The sequence below is a fragment of the Microcella indica genome, assembly GCF_013414345.1.
In the GTDB taxonomy this organism is placed as follows: domain Bacteria; phylum Actinomycetota; class Actinomycetes; order Actinomycetales; family Microbacteriaceae; genus Microcella; species Microcella indica.
Genome location: NZ_CP058670.1, coordinates 1,660,162 through 1,677,894, shown reverse-complemented (window position 1 = coordinate 1,677,894; position 17,733 = coordinate 1,660,162). Strand labels below are relative to the sequence as shown.

17 protein-coding genes are annotated in these 17,733 nt (G+C 69.9%); 11 read left to right on the top strand and 6 right to left on the bottom strand.

The genetic code is table 11. The annotated features are described in order from the left end of the window. Positions 1–78: 78 nt before the first annotated feature. The 5 genes from HUJ41_RS08210 (at position 79) to HUJ41_RS08190 (ending at position 6,193) form a co-directional block, all read left to right on the top strand. Positions 79–876 carry a sugar phosphate isomerase/epimerase family protein gene (locus HUJ41_RS08210; protein WP_179872155.1) on the top strand — a complete coding sequence of 266 codons (798 nt, stop codon included), beginning with the start codon at positions 79–81 and terminating at the stop codon, positions 874–876. Beyond that, positions 873–1,805: a carbohydrate ABC transporter permease gene (locus HUJ41_RS08205; protein WP_179872154.1), complete on the top strand. Its 933-nt coding sequence runs from the start codon at positions 873–875 to the stop codon at positions 1,803–1,805. Before HUJ41_RS08210 ends, HUJ41_RS08205 begins: the two co-directional genes overlap by 4 nt. Next, positions 1,802–2,701 (top strand): carbohydrate ABC transporter permease, encoded by a 900-nt coding sequence (locus HUJ41_RS08200; protein ID WP_179872153.1) that lies wholly within the window; start codon positions 1,802–1,804, stop codon positions 2,699–2,701. The genes HUJ41_RS08205 and HUJ41_RS08200 overlap by 4 nt, the downstream gene beginning before the upstream one ends. Before the next feature lie 4 nt (positions 2,702–2,705). Beyond that, a complete protein-coding gene (locus tag HUJ41_RS08195) occupies positions 2,706–3,407 on the top strand; it encodes a tyrosine-protein phosphatase (protein WP_179872152.1) in 702 nt (233 codons plus the stop codon). Positions 3,408–3,547: 140 nt separating this feature from the next. Beyond that, positions 3,548–6,193 carry a cation-translocating P-type ATPase gene (locus tag HUJ41_RS08190; protein ID WP_179872151.1) on the top strand — a complete coding sequence of 882 codons (2,646 nt, stop codon included), beginning with the start codon at positions 3,548–3,550 and terminating at the stop codon, positions 6,191–6,193. Between the two features lie 32 nt (positions 6,194–6,225). Here the strand turns inward: HUJ41_RS08190 and HUJ41_RS08185 are convergent, their stop codons facing one another. Next, entirely contained in the window at positions 6,226–7,200 is a 975-nt protein-coding gene (locus HUJ41_RS08185) for an Ig domain-containing protein (RefSeq protein WP_179872150.1), read from the bottom strand. Between the two features lie 172 nt (positions 7,201–7,372). Between HUJ41_RS08185 and pdxH the strand changes: the two genes are divergently transcribed. Further along, positions 7,373–8,062 (top strand): pyridoxamine 5'-phosphate oxidase, encoded by a 690-nt coding sequence (pdxH, locus tag HUJ41_RS08180; protein WP_179872149.1) that lies wholly within the window; start codon positions 7,373–7,375, stop codon positions 8,060–8,062. 128 nt (positions 8,063–8,190) lie between these two features. Then, complete coding sequence (locus HUJ41_RS08175) at positions 8,191–9,264, top strand: LLM class flavin-dependent oxidoreductase (protein ID WP_179872148.1); 1,074 nt, start codon at positions 8,191–8,193, stop codon at positions 9,262–9,264. Positions 9,265–9,280: 16 nt separating this feature from the next. Here HUJ41_RS08175 and HUJ41_RS08170 read toward each other — a convergent pair whose 3' ends face one another. Then, complete coding sequence (locus tag HUJ41_RS08170) at positions 9,281–9,646, bottom strand: rhodanese-like domain-containing protein (RefSeq protein WP_179872147.1); 366 nt, start codon at positions 9,644–9,646, stop codon at positions 9,281–9,283. 111 nt (positions 9,647–9,757) lie between these two features. On the opposite strand from HUJ41_RS08170, the gene HUJ41_RS08165 reads away from it, so the two are divergent. Continuing rightward, the gene (locus HUJ41_RS08165) at positions 9,758–11,134 is read left to right on the top strand and encodes an MFS transporter (RefSeq protein WP_179872146.1); all 1,377 of its coding nucleotides are present in this window, start codon (positions 9,758–9,760) and stop codon (positions 11,132–11,134) included. Here HUJ41_RS08165 and HUJ41_RS08160 read toward each other — a convergent pair. Continuing rightward, positions 11,117–11,947: a UbiA family prenyltransferase gene (locus tag HUJ41_RS08160; protein ID WP_179872145.1), complete on the bottom strand. Its 831-nt coding sequence runs from the start codon at positions 11,945–11,947 to the stop codon at positions 11,117–11,119. The two genes, HUJ41_RS08165 and HUJ41_RS08160, sit on opposite strands and share 18 nt — an antisense overlap. 41 nt (positions 11,948–11,988) lie before the next feature. Between HUJ41_RS08160 and HUJ41_RS08155 the strand changes: the two genes are divergently transcribed. Next, a complete protein-coding gene (locus tag HUJ41_RS08155; RefSeq protein ID WP_179872144.1) occupies positions 11,989–13,221 on the top strand; it encodes a glycoside hydrolase family 3 N-terminal domain-containing protein in 1,233 nt (410 codons plus the stop codon). Positions 13,222–13,270: 49 nt separating this feature from the next. On the opposite strand, the gene HUJ41_RS08150 is transcribed toward HUJ41_RS08155, so the two are convergent. After that, positions 13,271–13,498 (bottom strand): hypothetical protein, encoded by a 228-nt coding sequence (locus HUJ41_RS08150; protein ID WP_179872143.1) that lies wholly within the window; start codon positions 13,496–13,498, stop codon positions 13,271–13,273. A gap of 318 nt (positions 13,499–13,816) precedes the next feature. Here HUJ41_RS08150 and HUJ41_RS08145 point away from each other — a divergent pair, with 318 nt between their 5' ends. Both HUJ41_RS08145 and HUJ41_RS08140 read left to right on the top strand, forming a co-directional pair. Beyond that, positions 13,817–15,049, top strand: a complete 1,233-nt coding sequence (locus HUJ41_RS08145) for a phosphotransferase family protein (RefSeq protein WP_179872142.1) — start codon at positions 13,817–13,819, stop codon at positions 15,047–15,049. A gap of 78 nt (positions 15,050–15,127) precedes the next feature. Continuing rightward, positions 15,128–15,517 carry a hypothetical protein gene (locus HUJ41_RS08140; protein WP_179872141.1) on the top strand — a complete coding sequence of 130 codons (390 nt, stop codon included), beginning with the start codon at positions 15,128–15,130 and terminating at the stop codon, positions 15,515–15,517. A 14-nt stretch (positions 15,518–15,531) separates the two neighbouring features. On the opposite strand, the gene HUJ41_RS08135 is transcribed toward HUJ41_RS08140, so the two are convergent. Continuing rightward, on the bottom strand, positions 15,532–16,203 hold the full coding sequence (locus HUJ41_RS08135; protein WP_179872140.1) for a response regulator transcription factor: 672 nt from the start codon (positions 16,201–16,203) through the stop codon (positions 15,532–15,534). Then, positions 16,200–17,705 carry a sensor histidine kinase gene (locus HUJ41_RS08130; protein WP_179872139.1) on the bottom strand — a complete coding sequence of 502 codons (1,506 nt, stop codon included), beginning with the start codon at positions 17,703–17,705 and terminating at the stop codon, positions 16,200–16,202. Before HUJ41_RS08130 ends, HUJ41_RS08135 begins: the two co-directional genes overlap by 4 nt. Positions 17,706–17,733 lie beyond the last annotated feature (28 nt).

Sequence of the window (17,733 nt, the reverse complement as noted above, 5' to 3'; positions counted from 1 at the left end):
TTCACCCGCGGGACCACTCCCTCATTCCACGCTGATTGCACGAACGACCCAACGACCCAACGACTCAAGGGAGACACCATGAGAATCACCCCGGCTGCCGCCATCTCGATCGAGAAGGTCGATCAGATGCGCGAGTCCTCGTCCTTCATCCGCGCCTTCGAGCTCTCTGTGGACTTCTCGAGCACTGAGCCCGACGACGACCTGTACGCCGCGCTCGGCAAGCTGCATGCCGACGGAGTCGAGTTCACCGTCCACGCGCCCTTTCGCGATCTCAACATCGCCTCGCTGCACGCCGCCGCGTACCAGGTTGCACGTACCGACATGATGCGCGCCCTCATGGTCGCTGAGCGGGTCGGTGCAACGGTTCTCAACGTGCACCCGGGCGTGCACAGCTACTACCCGGAGGCCGGCTGGCCGCAGATGAAGCAGAACCAGGCCGAGGTCTATCAGGAACTGTCGGACTACGGCGCCCCGCGAGGAATCCGAGTCGTCGCCGAGAACCTCATCATCGCCAACAACCACTTCGAAGACACGTGGTTGCCCGAGGGGATGATCACGCTTCACGACGAGTGGAACGCCGACCTGAAGGGCATCACTCTCGACACTGGCCACGCACGCCAGTCGAAGCTCGACGTTGCCGACACCGTTCGGCAGATGGGTTCGCGCATCAAGCACCTGCACCTCCAGGACAACCACGGTGGAATGATCGACGAGCACTTGCCGATCGGTTCCGGAGTCATCGACTGGGATTCCGTGATCGCCGCTCTCGATGAGATCGACTACGAGGGCTACGGGGTCTTCGAATTCGGCCCGGCCGACGCGCAACGTGAAGCGATCCGGTTCCTCGACGAGCGAATGGCCGCGATCTCGCGATGACTGCCACGGTCCCGACCTCCACCCGCGGCGTGCGGCGCCCCCAGCGCCGCACCCGTGGGCGGGGGCCCGCGGCGGTGATCCCGTTGCTCTTCCTCGCGCCGGCGCTCATCCTGCTCGCGGTCTTCGTGTTTTACCCTCTCGCCTCAGCGTTCTTCATGAGCCTGACGAATTGGAACGGTATCTCGAGCAATTTCGACCTCGTCGGTGTGGCGAACTACCTCAGACTGTTCGTAGACCCCGACTTCATGCGTGCGGCCGGTGCAACACTGCTGTACACCGCTCTCACGCTTCCGCCGAGCCTCGTCCTCGCCTTCTTTGCAGCCCTCGCCGTGGCTCGCCATAGCCGATCCTCGACAGTGCTTCGGGTGTCGATGGCGGTCCCGTTCGTCGTGAGCATCGCGGTCGTGTCGGCGGTCTGGATGTGGATCCTCGAACCGAACTTCGGACTCGTCAACTACCTCGCGCCGCTCGTGGGACTACCTCAGCAGAACTGGCTGGGTGATCCGAACTGGGCGATGTTCGCCGTCGCGATCCCCTCGGTCTGGCGGCAGTTCGGCTACTTCATGCTCATCTTGCTCGCCGGTATCCACAGCATCGACCCCGCATTGCACGAGGCGGCCCGTCTCGACGGTGCCTCGTCGGCTCAGCGAGCATGGCACGTGACCCTCCCGCTGCTCGGTCCTCAGCTGTACTTCTGCCTAGTACTGGGCGTGATCGACTCATTCCAGGTCTTCGCCCAGGTGCACATCATGACGTCGGGTGGGCCGCAGAACGCAACAAGCGTGGTCGTCTACGAGCTCTACCAGCAGTCGTTCGAGTTCTTCAACACAGGCTATGCGAGCGCGATCGCCATCGTCCTTCTGCTTGTGATCGGCACCGTGACGTTCATCCAGCAGCGCTGGCTCGGGTCGAGAGTGTTCTACCAATGAGCGCCGCGAAGGTGATCTCCGACGTGGAGCGGTCAGTGGCCGTTCCGGTCGTGTCGGGCGACCGTTCGAGAACCCGTCGCCGCGCCGATCGCACTCCCGGTTTGGCCGCGTTGCGCATCCTGCTCGCGGTCATCGTGCTGTTCCCTGTCCTCTGGATGCTGTTGACCGCTCTCAAGCCCCAAGATGAGGCGATCTCCTGGCCGCCGTCGATCCTTCCGCAGACCTGGGACTGGGAGAATTTCGGCGAGGTGCTTGCGAGAGGCGAGTTTGCGCGCTGGTTCCTCAACAGCGCCATCGTGGCGATCGCCACGGTTCTCGGAAACCTGTTCGTCGGCATCCCGGCGGCTTTTGCCTTCGCCCGCATGCGCTTCAGGGGCAAGAACGCTCTTTTCCTGCTCGTGCTCGCGAGTCTCATGATTCCTGGCGAGGTGCTCCTCGTGCCACTGTTCGTCCTCCTGAGCGAGTGGGGCTGGATCGATGCGTATCCCGCACTCATCGTGCCCTTCATCGCGAACGCGTTCGTGATCTTTCTCCTCAAGCAGTTCTTCGAGACGATCCCCCGCGAGCTCGAAGAAGCGGCGATCATCGATGGTGCCGGCCCGCTGCGGGTGCTTCGCCACGTCGTCGTGCCGCTGGCGCTGCCCGCGATCGCCGTCTCGTCGTTTTTCACCTTTCTTGGCTCGTGGAACAGCTACCTGTATCCGCTCGTCGTCACGAGATCGATGGAGATGCGGACGGTGACGGTGGGGCTGTCTCTCTTCACCGACGAGGTGGGAACGGACTGGCCCCTCATGATGGCCGCGTCCGCGCTCGTGGCCGCGCCCGCCATCGTGGTCTTCCTCGTCATCGAGAGGCATCTCAAGAACACGATGGCGATGAGCGGACTGCGGGGCTGATCGAGTGAACGCTTTCGTAAACCTCCGCGACGTGAGCCACGGGCTTCCCCCCGGCACCATTCGTGAAGATGTCCTGCTACGTAGCGATGCCCCTCTTGAGGAAGACAGTGTGCCGACGAACACGGCGTGGCCCCCATCGACGATCATTGACCTTCGACATCAGAGCGAAGCGGGCCCGGTCCACCCCTTCGAGGCGTACGCACGAGTTCATCGGTTCTCTCTCGTCGATCCCACCCAGCAGCCTCATCCCGAGTCTGCTGACACTGATGGTCTCCGAGCGTTCTACGGTGCGCTCCTCAGCCCGGCGGCAGCTACCGGTATGGCGTCTGCGGTCGGGGTCATCGCTACATGCGACGGACCGACTCTGATTCACTGCGTGGCGGGTAAAGACCGCACAGGGGTGACAGTTGCGCTCGCGTTGCGCCTCCTCGGCATTTCGCGGGAGCAGGTAATCGAGGAGTACCTCTTGACGAACCGGATCGCCGGCGAACTCGTGCACCGCCTGAGGAGCCACCACAAACGGATGTCGTTTCGCGATGGCACGCGTCCCGTCACGGTCGACAACGTGCAGGCGCCGCGCGCCCTTCTGGAGGCAGCGATGGACCGTTGGGACGACCATCCGCACGGCGTGGTGGGCTGGTTTCGGGACGCTGGAGGCGACACCGACACCATTACGCTACTCAAGGTTCGGCTCCTCCCTGCATGACTGCGGGAGCGAGTGGCCCACCATATTGAAGACTTCTCGTGTCAACGTTCGCTCCATGGTGTCGGCCTGTCTGGGAAGGGACTTCTGGCCCTGGGGCGCAGTCGAGCAGCGAGAGTAGCCTGAAGAATGTGGCCACGTCGATGAGCGCACTTCTGTGGCACGCGCGCGACGCGGCTGCGGTGCTCGACGAGCTCGCGTCGAGTCCGCGCGGGCTGACGGCGGGGGACGCGGGGGAGCGGCAGCAGCGGTTCGGGCCCAATGCGCTCACCGCGCGGCCGCCCGACCCGGCGTGGAAGATCGTGCTGCGGCAATTCCGCTCGCCGCTCATCGCGATCCTGATCGTCGCCGCGGCGGTCACGCTCCTGTTGCAGGACTACGTCGACGCGATCGCGATCCTCATCGTTCTCGTGCTCAATGCGACGATCGGGTTCTGGCAGGAGCTGCGGGCCGACCGCGAGATGCGTGCGCTCGCCTCGCTCACCGTGCCCGCCGCGCGCGTCGTGCGCGACGGCCACGTGCGCAGCGTGAGCGCCACCGAGCTCGTGCCGGGCGACGTCGTCGCCCTCGAGAGCGGCGAACGCGTGCCGGCCGACCTGCGGCTGCTCGACGCGCACGCCCTGCTCGTCGACGAGTCCATGCTCACCGGCGAGTCAGAGTCCGTGCACAAGACCGCCGACCCGGTCGCCGCGCACACCGAGGTCGCCGACCGCACGAGCATGCTCTTCAGCGGCACCTTCGCCACCTCCGGCCGCGCGCACGGCGTCGTCGTCGCGATCGGCGCCGACACCGAGCTCGGCGTCATCAACGAGCTCGTGCAGGGCGCCCCCGATCCCACGCCCCTGCAGCTCATCGTCCGCCGCCTCGAGCGGCGCATCGGCCTGTTCGTCGGCCTCGTCGCCGCCATCGTCTTCGTCGCCGGCGCTCTCCTCGGCGAGGAGCTCGAGGAGATCTTCCTCTCCGCCGTCTCCATGGCCGTCGCGACGATTCCCGAAGCCCTGCCCGTGGTGCTCACGATCGCGCTCGCGATCGGCGTGCGGCGCATGGCGGCCCGCAACGCGATCGTGCGCACCCTGCCGGCGGTCGAGACCCTCGGGTCGACGACCGTCATCGCGAGCGACAAGACGGGCACGCTCACCCAGAACCGCCTGACCGCCGAGCGCCTGTGGACGGCGCGCGGCGTCGCCGACATCGTGGATGCTCCGCCCGAGCTCGACGAGACCGCTCGAGCCGCACTGCGCACGGGGGCGCTCGTCAACGAGTGCCACGTGAACGCCGACAGCGAAGCGGGCTTCCTCGGCGACACGGTCGACGTGGCGCTCGCGGTCGCCGCGCGCGACACGACCGTCGTCGGCGCCGACGTCGAGCTGCCCGAGCAGCTCGCCCACCTGCCGTACGAGCCGCAGAACGGCTACGCGCAGTCCCTGCGCGACGAGCCCGACGGCTTCGTGCTGCACGTCAAGGGAGCCCCCGAGCTCGTCCTCGCCATGTGCTCGAGCGTCGCGGGCGCCGAGCAGCCGTTCGCGGCCACGCGCGAGCGCGTGCTCGAGGCCAATGCTGAGCTCGCCCGCGAGGGGTACCGCGTGCTCGCCCTCGCCCGGCGCCGCTACCCGAGCGGCGAGTCGCCCGAGAGTGCCCCGCACGGCCCCGAGCTGCCGCACCCGAGCGAGCTCGAACTGCTCGGCCTCGTCGCCATGACCGACCCGCCCCGGCCCGAGGCGCGCGCGTCGATCGAGCAGTGCCGCGCCGCCGGCCTGCGCGTCATCATGATCACCGGCGACCACCCGCTCACGGCCACGACCATCGCCGACCGGCTCGGCATCGCCGTCGAGGGCGGCGTCATCACGGGGGTCGAGGTCGGCGACCTCGACGACGACGCCCTGCGCGAGCGCCTGCGCACCGCCACGGTCGCGGCGCGCGTCTCGCCGACCGACAAGCTGCGCATCGTGCGCGCGCTGCAGCAGCTCGGCCACACGGTCGCCGTCACGGGCGACGGCGTCAACGACGCGCCCGCCCTCAAGGCGGCGGCGATCGGCGTCGCGATGGGCCGCGCGGGCACCGATGTCGCCCGCGAAGCCTCCGACGTCGTGCTCACCGACGACCGCTTCGCGACGATCGTCGAAGCCGTGCGGCAGGGCCGCGTGACGTTCTCGGCGATCCGCAAAGCCACCTTCTTCCTCCTCTCCACGGGCTTCGGCATCATGCTTGCCGTCGCCGTGAGCGTCTTCCTCGACCAGCCGCTGCTGTTCCTCCCCATCCAGGTGCTGTGGCTCAACGTCGTCACGAGCGGCCTGCAGGACGTCGCACTGGCCTTCGAGCCCGAGGAGGGGGACGAGCTGCGGCGGCCTCCGCGGCCGTCGAGCGAGGGCATCCTCTCGAGGGCGCTGTGGGGGCGCACGGTCGTCACCGCGATCTGGATGGCCGTCGTGCTGCTGCTCGCTTTCGCCTGGGCGCTGAACAGCGGCTACGCGCTCGACCACGCGCGCACCCTCGTGCTCACCCTCTTCGTCATCATGAGCTTCTTCCAGTCGGGTAGCGCGCGCACCGAGCACCGCTCCCTGTTCACAGTGAGCCCGTTCAGCAATCCGTTCCTCATCGCCACCGCGCTCGGCGCGATCGGCCTACAGGCGATCGTCATGACGTGGGGCCCTGCGGCGGCCGTGCTCGGGCTCGTGCCGCTCACCCTCGCCGAGTGGGCGGGCTGCGCGATCGCCGCCTCGAGCGTGCTCGTCATCGTCGAACTCGACAAGTTCGTGAGGCGACTTCTCGGCCGGCGCCGCCTGTTCTGACCCGCGTCACGACGGTCGGCCCTGCTCAAGCGTCAGCTGGTGAGGGTCTTTCCTCGCCGCCAGTACAGCAGAACGCCGACCAGTCCGCTCGAGACTGCGAGAAACGCGGCAGCGGCGACCCATGTCCATTCGGCGCCGGTAGCTGCGAGCGCGCTCGTCGTCACCGCAACGGTGAAGGATGCTTCCGTCGAGGTGCCGTATGCGTTCGTCGCTGTTATCGCGAACGAGTAGCTTCCCGCGGCCGTGGGCACTCCGCTCACGAGGCCCGTGCTGGGATCGAGCGTGATGCCGGGAGGGAGCGCTCCGGAGGTGAGCTCGAAGGTCATCGGCGAGTCCCCTGCGGCGACGGGCACACGCGCACTGTAGGACTCATTCACCGTCGCGTCGTCGAGCGCCCCGCTGTCGAGCTCGGGCGCGGTGCCGAAATCGACCGTCAACTGCGCGCCGTAGTAGCACTGCGCGCCGCCGTCGAAGTTGTCGACGAGCGTGAGCGTCCACACGCCTGCGGCGTCCTCGCCGGCAAAACTCGAGAGCGGTTCGTGCGGTCGGAACTCGCCCGTCTCGGGGATGCCGCCGTTCGTGGATCCGACAAGCTCAGCCGCGAGGTCGTCGAAGGTCACCTGCACTCGAGGGGCATTCCCCGACTCGTAGAGGTTGTCGGAGTACTCGGGGTGCAGCACGACGGTCGTCCCCTCGGGCGAGGTCAGACTGAGGCCGAGTTCGTCGGCGAAGCCGGAGGAGGATGCTTCGCCACAGGAGTCGCCGACACCCTGCGCCTCCCAGTCGAGGGTAAGGGTCGTGCTCGCCACTGTTCCTGCCCCGACCGTGAATTCTCGCTCGAGGAAGTCGGTGGTGCCGTCCGTCGGGTCGACCGCGATGACGAACGCCGGATCGGCGGGGTCAGGATCGACGTAGTCGACGGGGTCGGCGGCGGCCGCCTGGCTACCCCCGACAACGAGGACGCCGATACTCGCGGCGAGCAGGAGTATCCGGGCGGGTGATGTCATGGGGCTCCTCCAGGGTCAGTCTCGACCCTAGCGGTCTCGACCCCTTGTGGCCCTCCCGCAGAGAGACCACGCCGAACGCGTCACGGTCCAGAAGACCAGTCTCCGCTGGCCCGTCGAACAGACGAGCTGCGCATCGGGCGACTTCTCGGCCTTCGCCGCCTACGCTGACGGCATGAGCGAGAGCCCCGAGACACGCACGCACCCTGTGGCCGCCGACCTCACCGCCGCTCTGCGCACGCACACCGACTACGGGGTTGAGAAGCTTGAGGAGGCCGACGCGGCCGCCGACCCGGTGACGCAGTTCCGCGCCTGGCTCGCCGAGGCGGCCGAGCGGGAGGTGTACGAGCCGAACGCGATGGTCGTCGGCACGATCGACCCGGATGGCGCACCCTCGGTGCGCACCGTCCTGCTGCGCGGCGTCGACGAGCGCGGGTTCGAGTTCTACACCGACTACACCTCGCGCAAGGGCCGGGCGCTGCTCGCGAACCCGGGCATCTCGGCGGTGTTCCCCTGGTACTCGCTGCACCGGCAGGTCATGCTCTACGGCGAGGCGCGGCCGGTCGAGCAGCAGGCGAGCGACGACTACTTCGCGAACCGGCCCCGCGGCGCGCAGGTCGCGGCGTGGGCGAGCGACCAGTCGCAGCCCATCGACGGGCGCGAGGGTCTCGAGCGCAAGGTGCGCGAGGCCGAGGAGCGCTTCGAGGGGGTCGAGACCGTGCCGCGGCCCGAGCGCTGGGGAGGCTTCCGCATCGTGCCGCACCGCGTCGAGTTCTGGCAGGGCCGCACCTCGCGCTTGCACGACCGCCTCGTCTACACGCGCGACGCGAGCGGGGAGTGGCAGCTGGGGCGCCTGCAGCCGTGACGGGCGTGCGGGAATAGCAGCGCGCATCCTCGCGTTCGTGATGTCAATGCGTGTGAATTGACTGCATTTCAACGGCACGACGCGACTAGGGAGATGAGCGGACACCCCGCTCGGGACGGACAGGAACGATGAGCACTGCAGACGCCGCCACGAGCGGCTCCCTCGAATTCGGGCTCGAGACCTTCGGCGACCGCAGCAAGGACGCCGCCGGCGAGTACGTCAGCTACCCGCAGGTGATCCGCGACGTCGTCGAGGAGGGCGTTCTCGCCGACACGGTCGGCGTCGACTTCTTCGGCATCGGCGAGCATCATCGCGACGACTTCGCCGTCTCCGCACCCGACGTCGTGCTCACGGCGATCGCCGCGCAGACCGAGCGCATCAAGCTCGGCACCGCCGTGACCGTGCTGAGCTCCGACGACCCGATCCGCGTGCACCAGCGCTTCGCGACGCTTGACGCGGTCTCGAACGGGCGCGCCGAGATCATCATGGGCCGCGGCTCGTTCACCGAGTCCTTCCCGCTGTTCGGCCTCGAGCTGAAGGACTACGAGGTGCTCTTCGAGGAGAAGCTCAACCTCTTCGCCGAGGTGGTCAAGGAGCAGCCCGTCACGTGGGAGGGCACCATCCGCCCGCCGCTGAACGGCGTGCAGGTGTACCCGACGACGGAGAGCGGCAGCATTCGCACGTGGGTCGGCGTCGGCGGCAGCCCCGAGTCGGTTGTGCGCGCCGCACGGTACGGGTTCCCCCTCATGCTCGCGATCATCGGCGGCGAGCCCGCGCGCTTCGCGCCGTACGTGGACCTCTACCACCGCGCGCTCACGCAGCTCGAGCAGCCGATGCAGCCCATCGGCGTGCACTCGCCCGGCTACGTCGCCGACACCGACGAGCAGGCGGCCGAAGAGTTGTGGCCGCACTACGAGGTCATGTACTCGCGCATCGGGCGCGAGCGCGGCTGGGGCCCCACGACGCGCGCGCAGTTCGATGCCGAGATCGCCCACGGCTCGCTCTACGTCGGCTCGCCCGAGACCGTCGCGCGCAAGATCGCCGCGACCGTCACGGGCCTCGGTGTGCAACGCTTCGACATGAAGTACAGCACCGGCCCGATGAGCCACGACAAGCTCATGCACGCGATCGAGCTCTACGGCACGCAGGTCATGCCGCGCGTGCGCGAGCTCGTGGCCGAGGCATCCGCGCCCGTCGCCTGAGCGCGAGGCGCTCCGCTCAGTCGGTGATGATCGGGATGCCCGTGGCCGCAGCCGCGCCCTCGACGCTGCCGCCGTTGGTGAGGTCGGTGAAGCCGAGCGCCTCCATGCGCGCGATGGCCTGACCCGAGCGGTTGCCCGTGCGGCAGTAGACGACGTACGCGGCGTCGGGGTCGAGTTCGGCGACGCGCGCCTCGAAGTCGGCGGCCTGCACGTCGATGTTGAGTGCGCCCGCGAGGTGGCCGGAGGCGAACTCGCCCGGGGTGCGAACGTCGAGCAGCACGGTGCCCTCCTCGAGGTCGAGCGGCTCGGCGCTCGGAGCGCAGGCCGCGAGGCCGAGAGCGAGAGTGAGGCTGAGGGCGAGGGTGCTGAGGGTGCGGCGCATGGCACGGGCTCCGTTTCGGTGGGGGTCGCCCACCAGAGTACACGTTATACCCCCAGGGGTATAACGGGTTGGCACTTCTACTTGCACTTCGCCTGTGATTGACTCATCCGTGTGAACCCCCTCAACCGCCGCGCTCTCGCCGTCGCGATTCTCGCCGCCTTCGTCGCGTTCCTCGACGGGACCGTCATCAACGTGGCTCTGCCCGCCATCACGGATGAGCTCGGTGGGGGGTTGCCCGTGCAGCAGTGGGTCGTCGACGCCTACCTCATCACGCTCGGCGCCCTGATCCTGCTCGCCGGCTCGCTCAGCGACCTCTTCGGCCGCGTCGCGATCCTGCGCATCGGCCTCATCGGCTTCGGGGTCACCTCGATCGCGTGCGGGCTCGCCCCCACGGCAGAGCTACTCATCGTTGCGCGTGCCGCGCAAGGCGTCGCCGGAGCGCTTCTCGTGCCCAGCTCGCTCGCGCTCATCATGAGCACGCACCGCGGCGCGACGCAGGCGAAGGCGATCGGCATCTGGACGGCGTGGACCTCCGCCGCCTTCCTCGCCGGCCCCCTCATCGGCGGGGTGCTTACCGACCTCGCGAGCTGGCGATGGGTCTTCGTCATCAACGTCATCCCCATTGCGGCGACGCTCATCCTCATGCTGCCCATGCGCAACGAGCCCGCCGAGACGCGCGTGCCCATCGACTACCTCGGCGCACTGCTCGGCGCGGTCGGGCTCGGCGGGCTCGTCTTCGGCCTCATCGAGCAGGCCAACTACGGCTGGGCCGACCCCATCGTGCTCGTCCCGCTCATCGTCGGCGTGCTGTGCCTCGCGGGCTTCCTCGTCCGCGAGCGCCGTGCCGCGCATCCCATGCTGCCCCTCGGGCTCTTCCGCTCCCGCAACTTCGCCGTCGGCAACCTCGCGACCGTCACCATCTACGCCGCCCTCGCCGTCGGGTCGCTCGTCATCGTGATCTACCTGCAGCAGGGCATCGGCCTCTCAGCCACCCTCGCGGGGCTCGTGCTGCTGCCCGTCACCATCTTCAACATCGCCCTCTCCTCCTGGTTCGGCACGCTCGCCGGGCGGTACGGCTCCCGATGGTTCATGGCCGGCGGGCCCGCACTCGCCTCCGTCGGCTTTCTGCTGATGCTCGCGATCGACGAGCCCTTCGACTTCGTCACGCAGGCACTGCCCGGCGTGCTGCTCTTCGGCTTCGGGCTCACCATGACGATCGCGCCGCTCACCTCGGCGATCCTCGGCGCGATCGACCCGCGGCAGTCGGGCATCGCCTCCGCGACCAACAACGCCGTCTCGCGCGTCGCCGGGCTCATCGCGATCGCCGTGCTCGGGCTCGTCATCGGCACCGAGGTGGACGGCGCGTGGTTCGACCGCGCACTGATCCTGTGCGCGGCACTGCTCGCCGCCGGTGCCATCACCTCGGCGATCGGCATCCGCAACGACCCCGCGCCGGCCGAGGAGACGGCCTCAGCCGAGAATCGCTGACCCGGCGCCCGCGAGCGTCACGACCGCGGTGAGCGCCGATGCCATGATGATGCGGAACAGCGCGCGCGAGCCGGGCAGGCGGGCCACGACGACGAGCCCCGCCACGAGGAGCGCCGCCGAGGCGGCGAGACCAGTGATGCCGACCGGGGTGAGGGTCGGCGGCCCGAGCGCGCCGAGCGCCGCTGCCGCCGCGAGAGCCAGCAGGGCCACGACGCCCGACGCGCGGGCGCCGAGCGCATGGGGCAACGAGCGGATGCCGTGCCGGGCGTCATCCACGAGATCGGGCAGCACGTTCGCCACGTGGGCGGCGAGGCCGAGCATCCCGCCGATGCCGACCGCCCACCACGCCGCCGGCTGCGGCGTCTCGCGCGCGAGCGTCACGATGAGCGGCAGGCTCGCGAAGCCCACCACGTAGCAGGCGGTCGCCCAGAAGGTGCGCTTGAGCCCCGCATTGTAGGCCCAGCCGGAGGCGAGGAAGACCAGGTGCGCGGCGGCCGCCGCCAGGCCCAGCAGGAGGGAGAGGGCGATCGCCAGGGTCGCGCTCGCCACGGCGCACACCAGCAGGGTGCGGGGTGAGACGTCCCCGCGCACCGTCGGCTTGTCGGCGCGGGCGGCATCACGGTCGCGCTCCGCATCGAGGGCGTCGTTCGACCAGCCGATCGACAGCTGGTTGGCCAGGATGACCGCACCGAGCAGCGCCACCCGTTCGAGCGGCAGGCCCGAGACGACGCCGAGCGCCACCGAGACCACCGTGACGACGACGCTCGGCCCGAGGTGCGCGGCACCCAGCAGGGCACGCGCGCGAGTCAGCATGCGGCCATCGTATGTCGACCCGCCCGGGCTACCATCGTCAGATGCGACGACGCTCGAGCCGACCGCGCGCGCTCCTCGCCGCAGCGGCCGCCCTCGCCGTGCTCGTCCTCGCCGGCTGCGTCTCCTACGGGGCGGCACCGCGCGCGCCCGAGGCCCGCTCTGCCGGGGCGCCGCCGCTGCTCGACCCCGCCGCCCTCTACGTCGACCAACGGCTCGCCGACATGACCCTGCGACAGAAGCTCGCCGCCCAGGTCATGATCCACGTGCCGGGCACGGATGCCTCACGCATCCGCTCGGTCGTGGAGCGGCACGGCTTCGGTGGCGTCATCCTCATGGGCGACAACGTCGGCGGCTCGGCAACGACCGTCTCGAGACTCACTGCCGCGCTGCACGCCGAGCCGGGCCTGCCGATCCTCACCGCCATCGACCAGGAGGGCGGCATCGTGCGGCGGCTCCTCGCCGACGACGCGCCGGCCGGGCGCGCCCTGTGGACGGCGCCACCGTCCGCGACGGAGGCCGCCTTTCGTGAGAGGGCGGGTCTCGTCGACCAGGCGGGGGTGCTCATCAACTTCGGCGTGGTCGCGGACGTCTCGCCAGACGGCTCGAGCTTCATCGGCCCGCGCACCCTCGGCGAATCGCCCACCGCGAGCGCCGAGCGGGTCGCGGCCGCCGTGCGCGGTGAGAGCGGCGCCGCGCTCTCCACGCTCAAGCACTTTCCCGGGCACGGGGCGAGCCCTGACGATTCGCACGTGAGCGTGCCCCGCTCGAGCATCAGCCTCGAGGAGTGGCGGCGCACGCACGCCGTGCCCTTCATCGCGGGCATCGAGGCGGGCGCCCCGCTCGTCATGACGGGCCACCTGCAGTTCGACAGCATCAGCGCCGTGCCCGCGACGCTCTCGAGCGAGTGGATCACGATTCTGCGCGACGAGCTCGGGTTCGACGGCATCGTCGTCACCGACGACATGCTCATGCTGCAGCGCTCGGGCCTCGCCGAGTACGCCGACCCCGAACGCAACGCCGTGCGCGCGCTCGCCGCCGGCAACGACCTGCTGCTCTACGTGCTGCCCGGCGATCCCCGATCGGTCGGCATCGACCCCGAATCCCTCCTGGATGCTCTGGTCGCCTCGGTCGAGGATGGCACCGTCTCGCAGGCCTCGGTCGACGACTCCGTGCGGCGCCTCATCAGCACCCGGCGTGCGGCGTCCGGCGAGTCGGGGCCGTACCGGGACTGCGGGCCGAAGTGCTGGGGCCAGTCGCCCCGCGGGCAGGAGTAGGCGCGGTCGGCCGCTGCGTGGCCGTGTCTGCGCGGGGGCGAGCGGCGCCCTAGAGGGTGGGCAGCTGCAGCGCGTCGACGCGCTCGAGCGAGCTCTCGCCCACACCGCGCGGCGCGAAGTCGCTCGCGAGGGCGGGAGCGGTCGCCGAGAAGGTGACGAGGATGGCGCCGCCGACGATCGCGAGCGTCGACAGGCCGGTGAGGATCGCGGTGACGGGCGTGAGGCGGCGGTGCCGCTCGAGGGAGACGACGATGGCGGTGACGAGGAGTGCGGGCATGCTGACGGTCCTTCCTTTCGGGTGAAGGAACCCTCTCGGGTGGTGCGGGCGACCCGTGGGGGGCGGGTGCCGAAGGGGTGGGTCTCGGGGGTGTGGAGTTGGGGTGTGGTGCGGGGGTGTGGTGCGCTCGCGGTGTCCGCCAAAGGGGGGACACGACGGGTACACCCTACGCCGGTGCCGGTCTGCTCTCCAGCAATCGTGGCCCCCCCCACATCGGGGGAGGGAGTGAGTCGGTGTCGCTACTGGACCCGATGCCGCCGCGTCAACCCGGTGCGGCGGATTGACGTGCTGACCGAGACATCCGACAGAATGTGAACGATGTCGACGACCGCGCGCCCCCTTCCGCACCACGATGTGCTCACCGCCGTGGCGTCGTCCCTCGGCTCGACGCTCGGCGAGGTGACAGCGCTGCAGGTGGAGCCGACCGGGCAGGGCTTCACCCATGGCTACCGCGTCTCACTCACGGATGCCGCGGGGAAGAGCGCCGACCACACCGTGTTCGTCGAGACCTCGCCTCCCGACACGACGCGACCCGGCGTGCTCACGCTGACGCAGCCGGGATCGGGCGACCGCGTCGATGTCTGGGTGTACCCCGCCGACCCCGCCCTGCCGGCACTGCGCACGGCGGTCTACGCCGAGGCGGCCGGGGTCGTGCTGGGCCGACTCGGCCTGCCCGTCGACGACCTCAAGGTCTCCCTCGCCGCCTACCGGCCGGGCAAGCGCGCGGTCGTGCGCGTCGACACCTCGGGCACCGCGTACTTCCTGAAGGTCGTGCGCCCCTCGACGGCCGAGCCTCTGCAGCGCAAGCACACCCAGTGGCGCCAGCACGGGGTTCCCGTTCCCTCCGTGCTCGGGTGGAGCGAGGAGGGGCTCGTGGCCCTCGAAGCCCTCGCGGGAGCCGAGCTCATCAGCGTCCTCGACCGGGCGACCGATCCGCGCGCGCTGCTCGATGAGCTCGCGCGCCTTGTCGTGCAGATCGCGTCGGTGCCCTCCGAGGCGCCCGCGCGCTCCTCGCTCGTGCGCCGCCTCGACTGGTACGAGGAGCGGCTGCTCGACCAGCTGCCCGACCACGACTCGCGCATCGAGCGCACGTCGCGGGCGATCGCCGCCCGGTATCGCGCGGGAGGCGAACCGCCCCCCTCGCGCACAGTGCACGGCGATCTGCACCTCGCGCAGTTGCTCGTAGACCCGAGCGAACCGAGCCGCATCACGGGCGTGCTCGATATCGACACCTCCGGGTGGGGCGACCCGGCCGATGATGCCGCAGCACTCTACGCCCACCTCATCGCGACCGTCATCCACGACGGGGGCAGCGCGGCCACGGTGCGCGCACGCCGCAGCTCGGTGCTCGCGGACGGGTGGCGACGGCGCTGGTTCGGCTCCCGCGAGCCTGGTTTCGCCGACCGTGCGCACGCGATCGCCGGCACGCAGCTTCTCGGTCACGCTCTCGCACGCTCGGCGGCGGGGTCGGAGGATGCTCAGCTGCTGCTCGAGCGGGCGGAGCGCATCGTCACCGCCGATGAGCGGCCGCTCACGACCTCCACCTGGTAGCGGTGCGTGCCGCAAGGCGGGCGCTTCCGTGAGAGAACTCTCACCCACAGGCCCGGCTGCGCCGTCGATACTGGAAGCATGACCTCGTCGCCGACCGGAACTCCCCGAGCGCACGGCGCCGCACGCGGATGGCTCGCTGTCGGAGCCGCCTCGGCGCTCGGGCTGGGTCTCGTCGCCGCGAGTGCCGCGTCGATCGCGGGGGCCATGCCGCTCGTGGACTCGACGACCGAGTCGTCGGTTCCCCCCATCTCGAGCATCGCTCTCGAGGAGGTCAAGGGAGTCAGTGGTGCTGGAGCGAGCGTCGGTGCGACGCCGACGGCCTCCCCGACGGCAACCCCCACCCCGAGTGCCAGCTCGGCACCGGAGGTCGTGCAGGCCCCGGCCCCCGCGCCGCAGCCGGTCGCCCCCGCATCGGCCGCGAGCCCGGCCTCCGTCGACAGCCCTGACTCGGTCGACTCCGCCGACTGAGCGCGGCGGCTCCGTCAGCCGGCAGGCGCGAGGCGGTAGCCCATGCCCCGCACGGTCTCGATGCGATCGGCACCGATCTTGGCGCGCAGGTAGCGCACGTAGACGTCGACGACGTTCGAACCAGGGTCGAAGTCGAACCCCCAGACGCGGCTGAGCAGCTGCTCGCGCGACAGCACCTGATCGGGGTGGCGCAGAAACTGCTCGGCGAGCCCGAACTCGCGCGCCGAGAGATCGAGTGTGGTGCCGTCGACCGTGATGCGCCGTGCCCGCAGGTCGAGAGTGAGCGCGCCGTGCCGCAGCACGGTCTCCGCAGCGCCCTGCTGGCCGGCTTCGCGCAAGCGCACGCGGATGCGCGCGAGCAGCTCGTCGAACTTGAAGGGCTTCGGCAAGTAGTCGTTGGCGCCGCCGTCGAGGCCCGTCACGGTGTCGTCGACACTCGTGCGTGCCGTGAGCATGATCACCGGAGTGGTCGCGCCGCCCGCCCGGAAGCGGCGCAGCACCTCGAAGCCGTCGAGCCCCGGCAGACCGACATCGAGCAGCACGAGATCGAACGACCCCGTCGCGAGGTAGTCGAGCGCGCTGCGCCCGTCGGTCACGACCGTCGTCGTGTAGCCCGCGGCGGTGAGACCCTTCTCCACGAAGGTCGAGATGCGGGCCTCGTCCTCGACGACCAGAATGCTGCTCACGCTTCGCTCCTCGGGATGTCGGTGCCGTCGAAGCCGGCCGCGGGCGGGGGAGGGGCATCCTGCTCTGCCTCCGTGGGCACGACGATGCCGAAGCGGGCGCCGGCCTCCGAGCTGTCGAGCGTCACGTAACCGCCGTGAGCGCGTGCGATCGCGGCGACGATCGGCAGGCCGAGCCCCGAGCCGGCGATGCCGCGCCCGGTATCGGCGCGGCCGAAGCGCTCGAAGATGCGCTCCTCCGCTCCCTCCGGAATCCCGGGGCCCTCGTCGGCGACCCAGAACTCGACCGCTGTGGCATAGGCCGTGCTGCCGAGGCGGATCGTCGAACCCGCCGGTGAGTACTTGGCCGCGTTGTCGGCGAGCTGCAACCAGGCCTGGGTGAGCCGCGAGGGGGAGAGGAGGGCGATCGCCTCCGCTGTCTCCGCGAGCTGCCAGTCATGACCGCTCATCGCTGTGGCCTTGCTGAAGACGAGAGCCGTGAAGTCGGCCACATCGGTCGGCTCGGTCAGCAGCTGCGCCTTCTCGGCGCGGGCGAGCGCGTCGATGTCCTCGACGAGCTCGCTCATGCGGTCGAGCTCGTCGATCGCGATCTGGCGCGCGGAGTCGACATCGGCGGGGCTGCTCGCGTCCATGAGCTCGAGGTGCCCGCGCACGATCGTCAGCGGAGTCTTGAGCTCGTGCCGCACGTCGTCGAGCAGCTGGCGCTGCGCGGTGAGCGAGTCGTCGAGCCGCTCGAGCATCGCGTTGACGGTCTCCGTGAGTGCGGAGACGTCGTCGTTGCCGTGGACGGGAATACGCTCGCTCAGGTCTTCCGCCGTGATGCGCGAGGCCGTCTCGGTGAGATGCCGCAGCGGGGCGAGAAGCCGGCCGGCGACGAACCAGCCGGCGACGCCGATGGCCGCGAGGGAGAGCACGGCCAGGCCCGCGTAGGTCAGGAAGGCGCCGCCGACCTCGTCGACGGCAGCCTGAGCATCCACCGCGGTCACGTACACGCCCACCTGCTCGTCGTCGGTCACCGAGACGGGCGCGGCGATGTAGCGCAGCGTGCCGACCTGCGTCACCGCGGTGCCGAGCGTCACGACCCCGCCGCTCGCCTCCTGCCACGCCCGGTCGATGAAGGCCGGGTCGTCCTCCAGGTGGAAGGCGATGCGCGTGCCCGGTATGAGGCGAGCCTCGCCATCGATGAGCGCGACGCTGCTCTCGTTGCGCCCCGGCACGAGCCTCGACATGATCGCCGCGAGCGCATCCTCGACCGTCGCGAACGCGGCAGGGGCGGTCTCGGGAGTCGCCGTCGCCGCTCCCTCGTTCGCCGTCGACTCGCCCGTGACGATCGATCGGGCCGCCTCGACCGAGGAGATGAGCTCGGTGTCGATGCTCGCCAGCACGCGGTCGCGCTGCACGAGGTAGGCGCTCAGGCCGGCCACCGTCATGCCGAGCGCCGTGACGACGAGGATGACGGCGAGAATGCGCGAGCGCACCGAGACGCGGAGCAGGGGCGAGCGCATCCCCCCATTATCGGCGGTGCGCAGGCGA